General features: G+C 70.4%; 9 protein-coding genes. 2 read left to right on the plus strand and 7 right to left on the minus strand.

Features of this window, described 5'->3' with window-relative positions; all coding sequences use genetic code 11:
- The first annotated feature begins 35 nt into the window (after nt 1–35).
- Both OG729_RS12000 and OG729_RS12005 read left to right on the plus strand, forming a co-directional pair.
- Nucleotides 36–1898 (plus strand): ABC transporter ATP-binding protein, encoded by a 1863-nt coding sequence (locus OG729_RS12000; protein WP_405805937.1) that lies wholly within the window; start codon nt 36–38, stop codon nt 1896–1898.
- Nucleotides 1895–3775, plus strand: coding sequence for an ABC transporter ATP-binding protein (locus OG729_RS12005; RefSeq protein ID WP_405805938.1), 1881 nt, complete (start codon nt 1895–1897; stop codon nt 3773–3775). Before OG729_RS12000 ends, OG729_RS12005 begins: the two co-directional genes overlap by 4 nt.
- A 146-nt stretch (nt 3776–3921) precedes the next feature.
- Here OG729_RS12005 and OG729_RS12010 read toward each other — a convergent pair whose 3' ends face one another.
- From OG729_RS12010 to OG729_RS12040, 7 genes are all read right to left on the minus strand, one after another.
- Complete coding sequence (locus tag OG729_RS12010) at nt 3922–5958, minus strand: M4 family metallopeptidase (protein WP_405805939.1); 2037 nt, start codon at nt 5956–5958, stop codon at nt 3922–3924.
- A 363-nt stretch (nt 5959–6321) separates the two neighbouring features.
- Complete coding sequence (locus OG729_RS12015) at nt 6322–7563, minus strand: alginate lyase family protein (protein ID WP_405805940.1); 1242 nt, start codon at nt 7561–7563, stop codon at nt 6322–6324.
- 204 nt (nt 7564–7767) lie between these two features.
- Nucleotides 7768–10434 (minus strand): alpha-glucan family phosphorylase, encoded by a 2667-nt coding sequence (gene glgP / locus OG729_RS12020; RefSeq protein ID WP_360871944.1) that lies wholly within the window; start codon nt 10432–10434, stop codon nt 7768–7770.
- A gap of 140 nt (nt 10435–10574) precedes the next feature.
- Nucleotides 10575–11861 (minus strand): flavin-dependent oxidoreductase, encoded by a 1287-nt coding sequence (locus tag OG729_RS12025; protein WP_360871947.1) that lies wholly within the window; start codon nt 11859–11861, stop codon nt 10575–10577.
- A gap of 22 nt (nt 11862–11883) precedes the next feature.
- Entirely contained in the window at nt 11884–13005 is a 1122-nt protein-coding gene (locus tag OG729_RS12030; protein ID WP_360871950.1) for a monodechloroaminopyrrolnitrin synthase PrnB family protein, read from the minus strand.
- Between the two features lie 123 nt (nt 13006–13128).
- Nucleotides 13129–14583 carry an MFS transporter gene (locus tag OG729_RS12035; RefSeq protein ID WP_405805942.1) on the minus strand — a complete coding sequence of 485 codons (1455 nt, stop codon included), beginning with the start codon at nt 14581–14583 and terminating at the stop codon, nt 13129–13131.
- Nucleotides 14580–16016, minus strand: coding sequence for a 4-hydroxyphenylacetate 3-hydroxylase family protein (locus tag OG729_RS12040; protein WP_405805944.1), 1437 nt, complete (start codon nt 16014–16016; stop codon nt 14580–14582). The genes OG729_RS12035 and OG729_RS12040 overlap by 4 nt, the downstream gene beginning before the upstream one ends.
- Nucleotides 16017–16057: the final 41 nt, after the last annotated feature.

The following is a 16057-nucleotide window of genomic DNA, read 5'->3' on the forward strand; positions in this document are numbered from 1 at the left end:
AGCGCTGTCAGTGGTGAACCGTAGGCTCGCAACTGATGCCCAGAACACACGCAACTGCCAAGGACCGGTCCGCCGTGCGCACGCTGCTGCGGCTGTGGCCGTATGTACACCCCATCCGAACTCGCCTGTTCAGTGCGGCATTTGTCGCCGTCGTGGCCTCCTGTCTGGGCCTGGTCATTCCGCTCGTACTGAAGTGGATGGTGGACGGCCCGGTCGCGGGCCGTGACCCCGGCGGGGTCTGGCTGGGGGCGCTGGCGCTGCTGTTACTGGGGATCGCCGAGGCGGTGCTCTTCGGGTTCAGGCGATGGCTGGTGGCACGGCCGCTCGCGGGGGTCGAGGCGGCGATGCGGGCCGACCTCTACCGGCATCTGCAGCGGCTCCCGGTGGCCTTCCACGACCGGTGGCCCTCGGGCCAGCTGCTCTCGCGCGCCACGAGCGACCTGATGCTGCTGCGCATGTTCCTGGCGTTCCCGCTGACCTTCCTGCTGGTCAATGCGACGACGATCCTCGTCGGGATCGTCATTCTGCTGGCCCAGCAGTGGACGCTGGGGCTGGTGCTGCTCACGCCGATCGTGCCGATGGTGATTCTCTGCTGGCTCTTCGAGTCTCGGTACTCGATCGTCGCGCGGCAGGCACAGGACCAGGTCGGCGATCTGACGACGGTCGTCGAGGAGAGCGTGCTCGGCATCCGCATCATCAAGGGCTTCGGCCGCCACCGCAGCCAGGCCCGCGCCTTCCGGGAGCTCTCGCAGCGGCTGCGCGGCACCGAGCTCGGCAAGGCGAGGCTGCTGGCCGGCATCTGGGCGCTGATCACGGCGATCCCCGAGCTGGCCATCGGCGCGGCACTGGTGCTGGGCACGGTCCAGGTCGCGGACGGCGAACTGTCCGCGGGCACGCTGGTGGCCTTCCTGTCGACGGCGCTGGCGCTGCGGTGGCCGGTGGATTCGATCGGTTTTCTGCTGGCGCTGAGCCAGGAGGCGGCGACAGCGACCGAGCGGTACTTCGAGGTGATGGACGCGAAGGAGGAGTCGGACGCTTTCGCGCAAGCCTTGCCGTCCGCGAAAACGCGCCTGGCGCCCGCCGAGACGGGGCCGTCCGCGGAAGTGCGCGTGGTGCCCGCCGAGACGGGGCCGTCCGGGGCAGCGGGTCTGGCGTTCGAAGGGGTCATCTTCCGCTATCCCGACGCACCAGCGGACTCCACGCCCGTGCTCGCCCGAATCGACCTGCGCGTGCGGCCGGGCGAGACCATGGCCCTCGTCGGCGGCACCGGCTCCGGAAAGACCACCCTCACCGCGCTCGTACCGCGGCTGCACGAGGTGACCGAGGGGCGGATCACGCTCGACGGCGAGGACATCGCCGCGATGCCGCGCGAGCGGCTGCGCGAGCTGGTGTCCGTCGCCTTCGAGGAGCCGACGCTGTTCTCGGCGAGCGTCGGCGAGAACGTCCTGATGGGCACCGGGGAAGCAGCGGGCGAAGCGGAGTTGGAGCGGGCGCTCGACATCGCCCAGGCCGGCTTCGTCGGCTCGTTGCCGCAGGGCTTCGACACCCAGGTCGGCGAACAGGGCCTCAGCCTCTCCGGCGGCCAGCGCCAACGCCTCGCGCTGGCCCGGGCCGTGGTCGGCCGACCGCGCTTCCTGGTGCTCGACGATCCCCTTTCAGCACTCGACGTGCATACGGAGGCACTGGTGGAGGCGGCCCTGCGCAGGGTGCTCGAGGACACGACGGCTCTGGTGGTGGCGCACCGCCCGTCGACAGTGATGCTGGCGGACCGCGTGGCGCTGCTCTCGCAGGGCCGCATCGCGGCGGTGGGCACACATCAGGAACTGCTGCGTACGAATGCCGAATACGCGTGGCTCATGTCCGGCGTGGAAGCAGGCGCCGAGGAAGGTGTCCGATGACGTCGTCGACGACCGCCGCGCCGCCCGTCGAGCAGCCGGAGGAGCCGGAGCAGCCACAGCAGCGGACGCCCGCGTCCGGCGGGGACGATCCCTTCGACCGGGATGCCCTGCCCACGCCCAAGGGCGCGACCGGCGCCCTGCTGCGGTCCCTCCTCGCGCCCCGCCGCGCGCGCGTCGCACTCGCCGGGCTGCTCCTGCTGCTCCAGCAGGCCACCGTCCAGGCCGGGCCGCTTCTCGTCGCGTACGCCATCGACCGCGGCGTGCCCGCCTTCCGGGCACACGACTACGGACCGCTGATCGCCGTCGCTGTCGGGTACGCCGTGTGCGCGCTCGGTGCCGGGCTGTTCCAGTACTGCTTCATCACCGCCGCCGCCCGAGTCAATCAGGACGTCCTTCTCGACCTGCGCGGCCGGATCTTTCGCCATGCCCAGGCCCTGAGCGTCGACTTCCACGAGCGCTACACCTCGGGACGGCTGATCTCCCGTTCGACCGCAGACGTGGAGTCCCTGCGTGAGCTGCTCGGCGAAGGGCTCCAGGAGCTGATCACGGTCGTTCTCGCTTTCGTCTACATCTCGTCGATGCTGCTCTGGCTCGACCTCGGACTCGGCGGGCTCGCGGTGCTCTCCTTCGTACCGCTGTATCTGCTTGTCCGCCGCTACCAGCGCCGTGTCGGCGTCGTCTTCAGCGTCCGCTCCACCGCGATCGCCGCGGTCATCGTGAAGTTCGCGGAGACGATGAACGGCATCCGCCCCGTGCGGGCCTTCCGGCGCGAGCGCGCCAACGACGCGGACTTCCGGGTACTCAACCACCGCCATGAGCGCAGCAACGGCGACAGCCTGATGGAGATGGCGCGCTATGTGGTCGGCTCGCGGATCGTCGCCAACACCGCGGTCGCTGGGATCGTGCTCTGGGGCGCGTACCGGGTCGCCGACGGGACGCTCGCGCTCGGTGTGCTGGCCGCCGCCGTGCTCTTTCTGCGGCGGCTGTACGACCCGATCGACCGGCTCGGGATGTTCCTGAACTCGTACCAGTCCGCGGCGGCTTCGCTGGAGAAGATCGCCGGGCTGCTGGCCCAGACCCCGTCCGTGCCCGAGGCTCGGGAGCCCGCGCAGCTGCCCGCGCTCGACGGCGAGCACCCCGGTCGCGAGGTCGTCTTCGAGGGCGTCCGCTTCGCCTACCGCACCGGCGGCGAGGTGCTGCCCCGTTTCGATCTGACGATCCCGGCCGGGCAGACGGTCGCCGTGGTCGGCTCGACCGGCGCCGGCAAGTCCACCCTCGCCAAGCTGCTGGCCCGTTTCTACGACCCGAGCGAGGGGCGGGTACTGATCGACGGCGTCGACCTGCGCGCGCTGTCCACGCCCGAACTGCGGCGCGGCGTGGTGATGGTGACCCAGGAGGCCTTCCTGTTCTCCGGAACGGTCGCCGAGAACATCGCGATCGGGCGGCCGGACGCCTCCCGCGAGGAGATCGAGCGGGCCGCGAAGGCGATCGGCGCGCACGACTTCATCAGCGGTCTGCCGGACGGGTACGACACTGACGTACGCAAACGGGGCGGCCGGATCTCCGCCGGTCAGCGGCAACTGGTGAGCTTCGCACGCGCGTTGCTCGCCGACCCGGCCGTGCTGATTCTCGACGAGGCGACGAGTTCGCTCGACATCCCGGGCGAACGGGCGGTGCAGCGCGCGATGGACACGGTGCTGCACGGGCGTACGGCCGTCGTGATCGCCCACCGATTGTCGACGGTCGAGATCGCGGACCGGGTCCTTGTGATGGAGAACGGGCGGATCGTGGAGGACGGCGCACCGGATCAACTGATCGGCGGGGAAGGCCGGTTCGCGGGTCTGCACCGGGCGTGGCGCGACAGTCTGGTGGGGTGAGCCAGGTGCAGGATCCGCGATTGCGTGAGCACCGGCGGACTACTTCGCGGCGATCGGCTCCGGAGGAAGTGCGTCGTCGGGCGAAACGCGGAGGCTGCCCGGGGGCAGATGCCCCCGGGCAGCCTCGTACGACAGGTTCAGCAGCCTCAGAAGGTGAGCTTGAAGCTGTTGATGTAGCCGGTGTCCCACGCGGCCTTGTCCTGGACGCGCAGCTTCCAGGTGCCGTTGGCGACTTCGGAGGAGGCGTTGACCGTGTAGGTCGCCTGGACGTTGTCCGCCGAGTCGGAGGAGCTGAACGGCTTCAGGTTGTACACCGTGCCGTCCGGGGCGACCAGGTCCACGACCAGGTCACCGCGCCAGGTGTGGATGATGTCCACGCCGACCTTGAGCGTGCTCGGGGCGTTGCCCGTACGGCCGGTGACCGTGACCGAAGAGGTGACCGCGGCGCCGTTGTCCGGGATGGAGACGTCGGCGGTGTTCTCGAAGACCGTGCCGGGGTCGGGGTCGCCGCCGCCGGGACGGGAGCCGACGTTGATGCCGGCCCATGCGTCGGTCACGGACTTGACCTCGGCGCTGGTGGCTCCGTACAGCTCCGTCGCGACCGCGATGGTGCCGGTGCGCGCCGCCGCGTAGTTGGTCGTGGAGTTGAACTTCGTGGTGAGCGCCTTGTACCAGATCAGCGCGGCCTTGTCCCGGCCGATGCCGGTCACCGGCAGTCCGTCGGAGGTCGGCGAGTCGTAGTTGACGCCGTTGATGGTCTTGGGGCCGCTGCCCTCGGAGGCCAGGTAGAACCAGTGGTTCGCCGGACCCGAGGAGTAGTGGACGTCGATGTTGCCAATGCCCGAGTACCAGGCGTCCTTGGACGCGCCGTCCTTGCTCGGCTTGTCCTGGTAGCGCAGCGGGGTGCCGTCGCCGTTGATGTCGATCTTCTCGCCGATGAGGTAGTCGCCCTTGTCCGTGGCGTTGTTGGCGTAGAACTCGACAGCCGAGGCGAAGATGTCGGACGTCGCCTCGTTGAGGCCGCCGGACTCGCCGCTGTACACGAGCTTCGCGGTGGCGGCGGTGACACCGTGGGTCATCTCGTGCCCGGCGACGTCGATCGACGTGAGCGGCTTGGCGTTGCCCGAGCCGTCGCCGTACGTCATGCAGAAGCAGCTGTCCTGCCAGAACGCGTTGACGTAGGCGTTGCCGTAGTGCACCCGGGAGTACGCGCCGACGCCGTCACCGCGGATGCCGGAACGGCCGTACACGTTCTTGTAGTAGTCCCAGGTGAGCCCGGCGCCGTAGGCCGCGTCCGCGCCCGCGGTCTCGGGCTCGGAGGCCTGGCCGTTGCCCCAGACGTCGTCGGAACCCGAGAACAGGGTGCCGGTGCCGCTGCTGCCGTGGTTCAGGTTGTACGTCTTGTGGCTGCCGCGCCCGGTGTCGGTGAGGTTGTACGTGGAGCCGGACTGCACGCTGCCGACCGTCACCGAGCCGCTGTACTGCGTGTTGCCGGTGCCGTTCTCGACGCCCTGCCACTCGAAGAGCTTCTTGCCGGTGGTCGCGTCGGTGACGACGTGCAGCTCGTTCGGGGTGCCGTCGTGCTGGAGGCCGCCGACGACGGTCTCGTACGCGAGCGTCGGCTTGCCCTGCGCCATCCAGACCACCTTGCGGGGCGCGCGGTCGGCCTTGGCCTTCGCCGAGCCCTCCGCCCTGGCCGCGCCCAGCGCCTGCTTCTCGGCGGTGGCCGGGGCGACATCGGCGCTGGTGTCGACGTTCTTGAGGACCGCGGCCGAAGCCTTGGTGACCGACTCGGTCGCACCGGCCTTCGTCTCCGCGACCAGCAGGTCGCCGCCGAGCACCGGGAGGCCGGCGTAGGTGCGCTCGTAGCGGGTGTGGGTGGTGCCGTCGCGGTCCTGGGTGACGTCCCGTACGACGAGCTTCTCCTGGGCCGTGAGGCCCAGTTCCTTGGCGGTGGCCGCCGTGGTGGCGCTCGCCTTGCGGATCAGCTCGGCCCGCTGGGCCGGGCTGAGGTTCAACGGCAGGGCGCCGGGGTTGGCCTTGCCTGCTTTCGCCGCTGCCGGTGCGGCGGTTGACGCCGGTTCGGCTGCGGAGGTGCCGGTCTGGAATCCGACCGCCAGGAGGGCGGCGGTGGCTATGAGAGCTCCGGTCGCGGTGGTGCGGCGGCGAGGCGTGGGTCTCACGCGAACTCCTTCTGCGAGGGGGGTACCGGGCGACTGGGTGGGCCGGCCGGGCAGAGCATGCGGAGCATGTGGAGCGTGGATCGGGGGAAGAGTGACAGCAATCACTGCCATCTGTCAGGAGCGCGTCAACAAGTTGGCCAGAATTCGTCCGTTGCCCGAATGGTCATGTTCGTTAAGCGGACGTTTCGCCGATCATCATCGCGATGCCGTCAAGGGTTCGGTGGAGCCCGAACTCGAAGAGTGTTTCGAGGTCCGGGTCGGACTCCCCAATTGTGAACAGGGTGTTGGCAGAGGGTAGTTGGCGGTCGCCGCGGCCGTTTCGAACTGTGGCTCGTTTCGTGCCACCCGGAAGACAGGCCCGCCCTAAGTCGGGTTGTTCGCGTGGGTCAGCGTCTCCCAGGCGACGAACAGGTTGTTGGAGCCCGCGGGCCGCTGCTGCTCGGTGAGGCGCTGGGTGTTGCTCATGTCGAAGCCCAGCCGGGTGTGCAGGGCGTTGAAGCCGACCTCGGTGACCGGGCCGAGCTTGTCCTTGAGGCTGCCGTTGCAGAGGTTGCCCGGCACCGGCTCGCCGAGTTGGTACCTGGCGTGCAGACCCAGCGCGTACCGCAAGCGGTCGGCGATCTCCGGGTAGAGGTCCTGCCCCTGGATGCGGCTGGTCTCTGCGATGTGCGAGATGGCCGAGAAGCCGTATCCGGTGTGGGTGAGATCGCGGCAGGTCTCCTGGCCGAGCCCGTTCATGAAGGTCGACTGGCCCTGCCAGTACTTGATGATCTTCTCTCGGGTGTCCAGGCCGGAGCCGGGCGCCGTCCTGGGCAGGGAGCCGTCGGAGGTCAGATAGATGTACGCGGGGACGCGCCCGCGGAACTTGGCGACGGCCTTGTCGTACGCGCCGCGGTCCTCCAGGAAGACGGCGATGCCGATCGCCGCCTCCATCATGCTCAGCTCCCAGTTGCCGTTGGACTGCGAGCCGCCGATGACCTTGGGCAGGTAGACATTGCGCAGCATGGTGCCGAAGCGGGCCGAGTTCGGCCAGGTGCTGTAGGTGTACTTGACGATCTCGGCGGCCCGAGGCCAGGAGGAGCCCGCCCAGCCGGTCTGCAGCGGGGCGTTGCTGTTGGTGTGGTCCTTGATCACGGCGGACCAGGCGTCCATGATCTCGATCGACTTCTTGGCGTAGCGGCTGTCGCCGCCGATGTACCAGGCGAGGGCGAGGGTGTAGGCGGCTATCGCGTCCTCGCGCTCGTCCGTGCAGCCGTGGTTGGGGTTGGAGTACGAGCCGCACTCGACGACGGCTCGGGGCTTGGCGGTGCGCGTGAGGGAGGCGTACTTGCTGCCGAGCATCTGGTCGTAGGCGGACTTCCAGGGCGGGGCTCCGGCCCTGACCTTGGCCTTGACGAAGTCGAGCTGGGGGCGGCTGACAAGCACCCCGGGGTGGGTGAAGTTCCCGGGTGCGGCGGCCTGTTGCGCCTTCGCGGCCTGTTGAGCGGGGTCTTTCACGGCCGAGGCCGGGGCCGCCAGTACGGCGGCCAGCACTCCTGCCAGGACGGCGGCGAGCGCCGACAGCAGCGCCTTCGGTCTGCGCAGGGCGCGTGATCCGGTACGCATGGGGGTTTGCCTTCCGGGGGTGTGGGGGTGGTCAACTGGGTTCACCCATATGAACGTTGGGCGGGAGAGTGAACTCTGCGGTGGCTCAGGAAACTAAGGCCATCCCATGGGCACGTCAAGACTCTGACTTCACGCCGTGAAAAAGGCGTGGTGCGGACGGGCTTCGGCCCGTCCGCACCACGGATCAGCGCACTGCGCCACCCTTCAGCGCATCAGTACTCCCGCACCCTCCCCCGTCGCCTCCGTCGGCAGCACGACCAGACCCAGGTCCGCGCTGGCCGCCAGCAGCGGATGCGCGGGCAGAATGCGCACCGTATAGCCGAAGGGCCCCGTGCGGCCGAGGGAGAGCGGCCCCTCGTACACCCAGCGGCCCTCCAGGTCCGGGCCGCCCGCCGGCTTCAGCGGCGAGGTCTGCGCGTCGCCGATCGCATCGTCGGAGTCGACGCGGCCCGCCACCGCCTGCACCTCCACATCGTCCGGCTGGAGTCCGCCGAGGGCGACCCGCACCCGCAGCGCGAGCGTGTCGCCGAGCTCCGCCGTGCCGGATGCCGCGGCCTGTTCAAGGGCCTCCACATGGTCGACGGCCACCTGCGGCCAGGCCACCCGCACCCGTGCCTTCCAGGCCGACAGCTCCCGTGCCGTGTCCGCGTCCAGGGCCCGGTGGGCCTGGGCGGCGGGGGCGTACAGCCGCTCCACGTACTCGCGCACCATGCGGCCCGCGAGCACCTTGGGGCCGAGCGTGGACAGAGTGCGGCGGACCATCTCGATCCAGCGCTGGGGCAGTCCGCCGACCCCACGGTCGTAGAAGCGCGGCGCGACCCGGTTCTCGATCAGCTCGTACAGCGCGGCCGCCTCCAGCTCGTCCCGGCGGTCCTCGTCGGTCGCCGAGCCGTCCGCGGTCGGGATCGCCCAGCCGAAGTCCGGCTCGAACCACTCGTCCCACCAGCCGTCCAGGACGGACAGATTGAGGCAGCCGTTCAGCGCCGCCTTCATCCCGCTCGTCCCGCACGCCTCGAGCGGTCGCAGCGGGTTGTTCAGCCACACGTCGCAGCCGGGGTAGAGCTTCTTTGCCATCGCCATGCCGTAGTCGGGCAGGAAGACGATCCGGTGCCGCACCCGCGGGTCGTCCGCGAACTTCACCAGCTCCTGTACGAGGCGTTTGCCGCTGTCGTCCGCCGGATGCGCCTTGCCCGCGACAACGATCTGGATCGGTCTGGTCGGATGCAGCAGCAGCTCCATCAGCCGGTCCCGGTCGCGCAGCATGAGCGTGAGCCGCTTGTACGAGGGGACCCTGCGGGCGAAGCCGATGGTGAGCACATCGGGGTCGAGGACCCCCTCGATCCAGCCCAGTTCGGCGGCGCCGGCGCCACGCTGCCGCCAGGAGGCACGCAGCCGGTCGCGCACCTCCATGACGAGCTGTTCGCGCAGCTCCCGGCGGAGCTCCCAGATCTCGGCGTCCGGGATGTCCGTGATGGTGTCCCAGCGCTGCGGGCCGCCGACGGACAGGGCGTCCTCGGCGCGGCTCGTGCCGATCTGGCGCGCGCCGAGCCGGAACACCTCGGGCGCCACCCACGTCGGCGCGTGCACGCCGTTGGTGACGGAGGTGATCGGCACCTCCTCGGCGTCGAAGCCGGGCCACAGCCCGGCGAACATGCCGCGGCTGACGGCGCCGTGGAGGGTGGAGACCCCGTTGGCGCGCTGGGCGAGCCGCAGCCCCATCACCGCCATGTTGAAGAGGTTGGGCTCGCCACCCGGATAGGTCTCCATGCCGAGCTGGAGCACCTTCTCGACCGGGACCCCGGGCAGCTCCCCGCGCTCGCCGAAGTGACGGGCGACAAGTTCCCGGTCGAAACGGTCGATGCCCGCGGGCACCGGGGTGTGGGTGGTGAACACGGTCCCGGCGCGCACGGATTCGAGAGCGGCGTCGAAGTCCAGCCCCCGGCCGCCGTCTTGCGGTGACTCGCCGAGCTCGCGGATGCGCTCCAGGCCGAGGAAGCCGGCATGCCCCTCGTTGGTGTGGAACACCTCGGGCTCGGGGTGAGCTGTCAGCCGGCAGTAGGTACGCACCGCGCGTACGCCGCCGATGCCCAGCAGCATCTCCTGGAGCAGCCGGTGCTCGCTGCCGCCGCCGTACAGCCGGTCGGTGACATTGCGCTCGCCCGAGCCGTTCTCCTCGACGTCCGAGTCGAGCATCAGCAGCGGTACGCGACCGACGTGCGCGACCCAGATGTGCGCACGCAGCGAGCGGCCGCCGGGAAGTGCGAGACAGACCTGGGCGGGTGTCCCGTCGGGCTCCCGCAGCAGACTGACGGGAAGCTCGTTCGGGTCGAGGACGGGATAGTGCTCCTGCTGCCAGCCGTCGCGGGACAGGGACTGGCGGAAGTAGCCGTGCCGGTAGAGCAGCCCGACGCCGATCAGCGGTACGCCGAGGTCGCTGGCTGCCTTGAGATGGTCGCCGGCGAGGATGCCGAGACCGCCGGAGTACTGGGGCAGTGCGGCGGTGACGCCGAACTCGGGCGAGAAGTAGGCGACCGCGGCAGGGAATTCGGTTCCCTCGGGTGCGCCGGCGCCGCTGTGCGCCTGGTACCACCTGCGTCCGTGCAGATAGTCGTCCAGGTCGTCGGCGACGGCGGCCAGCCGGCGCAGAAACGGCCGGTCGCCGGCCAGTTCCGTGAGCCGGGCTGCGGATACGGCCCCGAGCAGCCGTACGGGGTCGCCGCCCGCCGCCTGCCATTCCTCGGGGTCGACGGACTGGAAGAGGTCTCGGGTCTCGGCATGCCAGGACCAGCGCAGATTGCGCGCGAGGTCGCTGAGCGGCCGGAGCGGCTCGGGGAGGACGGGGCGGACGGTGAATCGACGAATGGCCTTCACAGGTTCCACCTTTGCAGGGGAGGTACGCATCCGAGGGGACGCACGACGGTGTGCGTCCTTTCCGTCACCCATGACGGTATCTGTACCCCGCCCTCCGCAACCACGGCGCGCGGCCGTCCGAGGGGCGCTCGCCGGGGCATTCAGCGCGGCGAACGCATCGCCAGGTCGTACGGGGACCCGCGGTTGACGGTCCCCGGGTCGAAGGCTCCAGTGGCCGCGTACCGGGCGGCGATCTCGGCGAGTTCCGCCTGCGGGATCACCTCGTCGATGTCGCTGAAGCCGCCGGGGGCCCGCTGATGGGCCAGGCTGATGACGACCTCGGGGCCGAGCTGCCGGTTGGACTGCTGGAGTTCGGTCATGGCGGGCCTGCGCTCGGCCTCGAATGCCGCGAGCGCGTCGGCGGGGTCGGTGTGCAGCGCCATGGCATGGGCGAGGGCGCGACCGTCGACGATGGACTGGGTCGCGCCGTTGGAGCCGACCGGGTACATCGCGTGGGCCGCGTCGCCGATCAGCGTCGTACGGCCGTGGGACCAGCGCGCGAGCGGTTCGCGGTCCACCATGGGGTACTCGTACGCGGTGTCGGCCGCCCGGACCACGTCGGGGACGCTGACTCCGTCGAACTCCCAGCCTTCGTAGTGGTGCAGGAACGATTCGACGGGGACCCGCCGGTTCCAGTCGCCGCGCCAGGCGTCCTCGACGGAGTCGGCCGGCATCACGAGCGCCCAGTTGACGAGCACCTCGCCGGTGTCCCCGGCGGGCTCGGTGATGGGGTAGACCACGGCCTTGCGGCGGTCGTCGCCCGCGATGAACATGAAGGTGCCGATGCGGTGGGCGGGTATCCGGGAGACGCCGCGCCAGATGAGCATGCCGTTCCACGGCGGTTCGCCCTCGTCCGGGTTGAGCGCGGCCCGGACGGCCGAGCGGATGCCGTCGGCTCCGATGAGGACATCGGGTTCGAGCGATGCCTTGCCGCGCCGGGCGCCGTCGCGGTGCTCCAGCTGGACCCGGGGTCTGCCGTCGGGCAGCGGTTCGACGCCGGTGACCTTGACGCCGCCGACCAAAGCTCCGCGGCCGAGCCGGGTGCGTACCGCCTCGGCGAGCGCGAGCTGGAGTTCGCCGCGGTGGATGGAGAGCTGAGGCCAGTGGTAACCGGCGCCCAGGCCGCGCCGGTCGCGGGAGATGAGACCGCCGCTGCAGTGGTAGTAGCGCAGTTCCCGGGTGCGTACGGCGCGCTCTTCGAGCCGGTCGAGCAGGCCGAGTGCGTCGAGTTCGCGGACCGCGTTGGGCATGATGTTCAGCCCGGCGCCGATCGGCTGCATGTCGCGGACCGTCTCGACGACGGTGATGCGCTGGAATCCGGCGGTGTGCAGGGCGAGTGCCGCGGTCAGACCGGCGATTCCACCGCCGGCGATCATTATGTGGGGCATGGGGAGGACCTCCTGGGGACGGTCAGGCGACGGGGGTCCGCGGCCGCTCGGCAGACTGGCGCACGAGGGTCTCGTTGTCCCGGGTCAGGTCGAGCACCGCGCGTAGAAGTTCGATCGGAGCCCCTCCGCTGCCCACTTCATACTGACGCACGTCCTCGCTGTACGCCTTGCGGGCGATGGTCATATGGCGGGCGCGGAAGGTCTTGAGGATGCGCAGCACGCGCGTGAGGGAAACAGCGGACGCGGCGAGCTGCGGCGGCAGCCGCTCGGCGTCCTCCCAGCTGATGGCGGCGGACAGCTTGGAGACCGCGGAGGTGCCGCCCCTGTGCGCGGCGTAGTGGTCGCGCCAGGAGGGGAGGCTGTACTGCACCGAATCGTCGAGGAACGCGTCGTAGGCGGGGTTGCTGCGGTCGCTCTGCCACAGCGTCAGATCGACCAGCCAGAGCGGCACCTGGGCGGCGGCCGGGCCGAGGTAGTCGACGCCCGCGATGTCGATCTCCTCGAAGTAGGAGCGCATCTCCTTGGCGAAGAAGACCGGGGAGACATTGGCGACGGTGAAGTCGATGGAGTCGACCATGGACTGCACATGCTGGGCGGTGCGGTCGAGCGCGAGGGAGAAGCCCGGTTCGTACGGCTCCCTCCGGGCGAGCTCGGCGCAGGTGTCGAGAGCGGCCACCAGGCTGGGGAAGACCATCCGGACCGCGTCCTGGAGATTGCCCTCCATCGGGTGGCCGGTGTACATGCGCTGCCGGGCGCCGAGGGGGTTCCACGTCGTGTAGTGGTGCACCGTGTCGCGCGGCACCATGTCGGTGCGCCTGCCCAGCTCCTGAAGCACCGGCAGGACTTCAGGGACCGCCGCGACGGGCTCGGTGCCGTGCCGTTTGAGCGAGCCGAGGAGGAAGCCCAGGTCGCGCATCGCGGCGAGCGCGTCGGTGACGGCGAGGACGGCGACCCGGTCGGGGTCGGGCACCAGGGTGCGCAGGGCGACGGTGAGCGCGGGCACATCGGCGTCGGCATTCATCGCGGGCAGTGCGGCGAGCAGGGCGTCGGCGCCGAGCGGATCGGCCGCACGTATCTCGGCTATCCGGTAGCGCGGTTCGCCCCTGAGATCGGGACCGGGCGCGACTAGGTCGTACAGGGTCAACGGAATGCCCCCCTCGGGCAATGTCACTTCAATGGGTGGAATGCGGGGTTGCTCGCGTCACGCGGTCACCGGACGCTTCCGCCGCCTGCGTGCGCGTATGCCGCACGCTCTCGCCTCACACGGTCACTCCAAGGCGCCGCCCACACGGTCCTGGCGCGGGGGCGCCATGGCGGGCACGGGCAGCCGAAGCCGTACGGAGAGCAGGGCGGCCAGGGCCGCGAAGGCGGCTGCGACCAGCAGCGCGGAGCGGAAGCCGGCCGTCTGAGCGGCGACCGTCGCGCCATGCCCGGCGGTGGCGACGGCCACCAGGACGGCGAGCCCGAGGACCGAGCCGAACTGCTGGCTGGTGTTGATGAGTCCGGAGGCGAGTCCGGTCTCCTCGGGCGCCGCCTCGGCGGTGGCGGCCACATTGGTGGTGACCATGACCAGGGGCAGGGCGACGCCGATGACCAGGCTGGGCGCGAGGACGGTGGTGAAGAAGGTGCCGTCGGCGGTGAGTGCGAGCGCGAGCCACATCATTCCCGCGAAGAGGAGTGCGAAGCCGAGCGTCATGGCGGGCCTGAGCCCGATCCGGTGGATGAGGCGGCCGGTCCCCGGTGCGACGGCGACGACGACCAGCGACAGCGGCAGCAGTCCGAGGCCGCCGGTCAGCGGGGTCTGTCCGAGCACGCTCTGCAGATAGAGGCTGACCAGGAAGAACATCGGGAACAGTGCCATCTGGGCCAGCGCGCTGAGGATGTTGGCGTCACGCAGTGCGGGGCGCCGGAGCACTGCGGGCGGCACCAGTGGGCGGGCGATGTGCGACTCGAGTACGGCGAATGCGGCGAGCAGGAGGAGTCCCGCGCCGCCCGCGGCGAGGGTGCGCGGGCCGGTCCAGCCCGCCTCACCCGCGCCGACGAGTGCGTACGCGATCAGGCCCAGGCCGCCGGTGGCGGTGAGCGCTCCGCCGATGTCGAAGCCGGCACCGGCGCTGCGCGTCCCCCCGTTGAGAACGCGCAGTGCCAGTGCCGCGAGGACAAGGCCGAGCAGCACATTGAGCCAGAACGTGGAACGCCACCCGAACAGATCGGTGAGCACACCGCCGAGCACGGTGCCGGTGACGCCGCCGAGTCCGCCCATCGCCGCGAACGCGCCGAGTGCCTTGTGCCGTGCGGGCCCGTCGGGGAAGAGGCCCAGCAGCAGCGCGAAGGCGGCTGCGGCGGCGAGGGCCGCGCCCATGCCCTGCACGGCCCGCGCGGCGATGAGGATGCCCTCGGTCCCGGCCAGGCCCCCGGCCGCGGAGGCGGCGGCCAGCAGGCCGAGGCCGGTGAGGTAGAGCCGCCGGTGGCCGAGGAGATCGGCGGCGCGGCCGCCGAGCAACAGCAGCCCGCCGAAGGTGATCAGATAGGCGTTTGCCACCCAGGACAGTCCGGCCGAGCCGGAACCGAGGTCCTCGCCGACCGACGGCAGCGCGACATTGATGATCGCCGTGTCCATGATCAGCAGTAGCTGGGTGGACGCGAGCAGCGCGAGCGCGGCGCCCGGGCGGGCCGAGGTCACTGGCCGGTCCCAGGCGGCACCCGGGCGGGCCGAGGTCACTGGCCGGTCCCAAGGCTCAGGCCATATCCGTCGAGACAGCTCTGGGCCAGGTTCTCGCAGCTCTCGGCGCCGCCCGCCCATGTCTGCATGGTCAGATAGACATGCGGGGCGCCGTGGTAGAAGCGCTCGTACTGCTCGTGGCGCGCGGCGAACTCCGAACCGAGCGCGTCCCAGGCCAGCTTGAGCAGCTTGATCCGGTCCTCGGCCGCGGTGCCGGGCGCCCGCAGATATGTCGAGAGAACCGGGCCGATCTCGGGGTGGAGCAGGTCCTCGGCCGAGGCGGGCAGCTGGATGACCGAGCCGCCCGCGAGCTGCTTGATCTCCTGGACGGCACGCGGATACAGCTCGCCGGCCATGATGCGCTGGGCATAGGAGATCTCCGTCCCCGGCATCACCCCGCCGCGGCCGCCGTCGACCTGTTCGTACGAGGCCTCGGCGGCCAGTACGAAGGCCTTGGCCTGGGCGACCATGCCGAGGAGCCGTCCCACCGCCTGGGTCACGGGCGGCAGTTGGTACGTGCCGCCTGCCCGGGTCAGCAGGATGGCGAGGCCGGTGAGGAATTCGAGCTTGGTCCAGAAGCGGGTGGCGGCCTGGTGCACGAAGTTGAGGTAGGCCGGGGTCTGCCACCACATGGCGGCGGTGGCCTCCACGTTGCGGTAGGTCAGCACCCGCTCCCAGGGCACGAAGACGTCGTCGCACACCAGCAGCGAGTCGTTCTCGTCGAAGCGGGACGAGAGCGGATTGTCAAAGACGCCACGCGCCTGGGCCTCGTACGAGGTGCGCGAGACGAACTTCAGCCCGCCGGTGTCGACCGGGACGGAGAAGCAGAGGGCGTGGTCGACGTCCCCGGGGGCGAGCGGCTCGATGGTGCCGACGATCACCTCGTCGGCGAAGACCGCGCCGGTGCCGATCATCTTGGCGCCGCGCACCACGATCCCGCCGTCCTTCTCCTCGACGACCCGCACCACCAGGTCGTCGTCTCCCTTGCCCGAGTGCGGGTTGGTGATGGTGAACGCGCAGTACAGACCGCCCTCGGCGAGCCTGCGGTGGTACGCGAGGGCGTTGGCGGCGCCGTCGAAGGTGTCGGTGGTGAAGATGTGCGGCACGGCGGCGAAGCCCGCGGCGCCGCCCGCCATGTAGTCGGGCGTACGGCCCAGGAAACCGAAGCTCGACTCGGCCCACACCTTGTACGCCCTGCGGCGCCCGACGAGGTCTTCGTAGCTGCGCGGCACGGCGTAGGTGCGGTGGACGCCGCCGGATACGAGTACGTCGCGGTGGACGGGGTCGTGCGCCAGGTCGTACAGGTGCGCGACGGACGCGGCGGTGTTGCGGAACGCGGCGTGAGTGGTGATGTCCTTGACGCGCTCGCCGTCGAGCCACACCTCTCGCCCGTCCTGGAGCGATTCGAGGTATTCATGGCCGGACCTGGTCAACGTCTCTCCTCAAACGGAATGTCCCCCGACACAGCCGAGCC

Origin of the sequence: Streptomyces sp. NBC_00210 (assembly GCF_045160975.1) — a bacterium.
Taxonomy (GTDB): domain Bacteria; phylum Actinomycetota; class Actinomycetes; order Streptomycetales; family Streptomycetaceae; genus Streptomyces.